The 2,406-nt window shown below is 43.2% G+C and carries 2 protein-coding genes; both read right to left on the bottom strand.

Going from position 1 to position 2,406, the window contains the following annotated elements; all coding sequences use genetic code 11:
- Nucleotides 1-985 (bottom strand): tetratricopeptide repeat protein (locus tag H6S82_RS29255; RefSeq protein WP_191057179.1); only part of this gene is annotated, 985 nt, incomplete at its 3' end.
- 136 nt (nt 986-1,121) lie between these two features.
- Nucleotides 1,122-2,123, bottom strand: coding sequence for a type I glyceraldehyde-3-phosphate dehydrogenase (gap, locus tag H6S82_RS29250; RefSeq protein ID WP_190462053.1), 1,002 nt, complete (start codon nt 2,121-2,123; stop codon nt 1,122-1,124).
- Nucleotides 2,124-2,406 lie beyond the last annotated feature (283 nt).

The following is a 2,406-nucleotide window of genomic DNA, read 5'->3' as shown; positions in this document are numbered from 1 at the left end:
TTGTCGCCCGAAATTTTTGATAATTTTCTGCCCAAAAAGCTCCCTGCGGATTGAAATCGTAAATCACACTATAAGTGACTAAAGTCGCATTTTCTGCTTTGGCGATTTGCTTGATTTGCTCAATGTTAGGTGCATCATCTGTTGCGGGAAATTCAGAGGTAGAATTTAGGCGAGACGCTAAAAGCCCCACAAAAGCGCGGGCGCGATTTTGTTCTGCTAATTCCAATGCTTCGTTAAATCGGTTTTGGGCTACTAAAACTTGCTGCCGCCAGCGATTTACTTCGATTTCGTAAGAGTAATCAACTTGCTGAGCCAACTGTTCGCCTACTCTCTGCTTGCGTATATTTTGGTAAGCTGCTAGCGATGCTGCTAAATTGGTGTCGGCGGCGGGCATATTGCCAGCGAGGAAATAATTCATTCCCAATTGTTGTAAAACTCTGGCTTTGCTATCGGAATAAGGAGATAGATTTACCTTTTCTATAAAGGCGATAGCTTGATTGAGAGATTCTATTGCTTTTGCATAGTTTTTCTGGGCGGTGTAGATATCGCTTATATAAATTAAGGTGTAAGGAGCTTTAGTTTTATCGTCGAAATCTTCTTGCCGTTGCAGGAAAAACGCTAAATTTTGTTGGTGAAGTTCGAGTGCTTTCGGAAAATTATCTGATTCTAGATAGGTCTGTGCCATGTTATATCTAGCCAACCATTGACCATCGGCGTAATTAAGCCGTTGTGCTAGTTGCAAAGCAGCTTGAAATGTTTGTATTGCTTGGTTATAATTTTTGGCTTCTCGATCGTCTGTTCCCGATTGAATTAGTCGCAGAAAGGGGTTCAACTGCTCGCTACTTAACCTGGATATAAGCGTGTTTCGACAGGCTAAGGAATAGCTATTGCATTTATTTATGGGCTCTGGGTTGAGTGCGATCGCAGCATTGGCGGACAAAATAGCACTCACAAGTAGAGTAGTGCGAATAATGCTTAATTTCATAATTTTTTGCTTGTCAATGGGATTAAAATCCAATATAGCAGCAAATATCCATAAACCCGGTTTCTTGGAGAAACCGGGTTTATAAGTAATTTCGTAGGTTGGGTTGAAACATGAAACCCAAGCTAGAAAGAAATGGCTAAATGTACAAAGTTAAATCCACCAGTCGGTTGGAATAGCCCCACTCGTTATCGTAATAAGCGAGAACTTTGACAAAGTTGCCATCAAGTACACTTGTAGATTTGAGATTCACAATTGCCGAGTGAGGATCGCCCACACAGTCGCTAGAAACCAAAGGCAAATCGCTCACTTTGAGAATTGGTTTCATCGAACCAGAAGCATACTTGCGGAAGGCGTCGTTAATTTCCTCTTTCGTTACCGATTTTTGCAATATCGCATTTAAGTCGGTGACAGAACCTGTGGGGGTGGGTACGCGCAAGGCGATCCCATCAAAACGTCCTTTCAGTTCGGGTAAAACTAAGCCAACAGCTACAGCAGCACCCGTAGTTGTCGGGACAATATTTTGAGCTGCACCGCGTCCGCGTGCCCATTCTTCTGGGTGTCCCATATCAACTAAACGCTGATCGGCGGTGTAGGCGTGTACGGTAGTCATCCAACCTTTTTCGATGCCGAATTCATCGTTGAGAATTTTGGCAATTGGCGATAAGCAGTTGGTGGTACAGGAAGCGGCTGAGATGACGTTATCTCTTTCTTTGTCGTATTTTTCGTGATTGACGCCATAAACAAAGGTAGGAACTGATGAACCTTTAGCGGGCGCACTGATAATCACTTTTTTGGCACCAGCTTGCAAATGCAAACCAGCTTTTTCGGCGCTGCGAAAAACGCCGGTAGATTCAATTACCACATCAATTCCCATATCTTTCCAGGGAAGGGCGGCGGGGTCTTTTTCTGCCAAAAGGGGGATTTCGCGATCGGCAACTTTAAGACCTTTTTCTGTGGGAGTTACTTCCTCACCGGGGAAACGACCGTATATGGAGTCATATAGCAACAAATATGCTGCTAAATCGGTTTTTAATGCCACGTCGTTGACGGCGACGACTTCAATATCTGGGTTTTCATGCGCTATCCGCATAAAAGCCCGTCCGATCCGTCCAAATCCATTAATTGCTACTCGTTTCATGTTAGTTACTGTTGTGCTATCTAAACTTCGTAGGCCAGAAATTTCCAAAAGCTGTTACGCACGATACGGTTTATTTGCGGAATAAGTACAGATTCAGGAAATAGGCACTTTTGTGGGATTAAGTAGCTCTGCTGTGGCTGAGGTCAAATAGAACTAAAGCTTGCTCTACCCTTAAATATATTAAGGCGACGCTCCCATTAACTTTAGGGGCTAAAAAAGGACGCGCTTCTGAATATACAAGGCAATTTGAAACGATTTGGGTGAGAAAATATTTTTAGGAAAT

The organism is Planktothrix sp. FACHB-1355 (genome assembly GCF_014748295.1).
Taxonomy (GTDB): Bacteria; Cyanobacteriota; Cyanobacteriia; order Cyanobacteriales; family Aerosakkonemataceae; genus Aerosakkonema; species Aerosakkonema funiforme_A.
Note: the sequence above shows the minus strand (reverse complement) of the source record. Positions and strands in the feature narration are given on the sequence as shown.

Bases quoted from the DNA above. Each gene is read 5' to 3' on its own strand.
- gap (WP_190462053.1), bottom strand. From the start codon at position 2,123: ATGAAACGAGTAGCAATTAATGGATTTGGACGGATCGGACGGGCTTTT.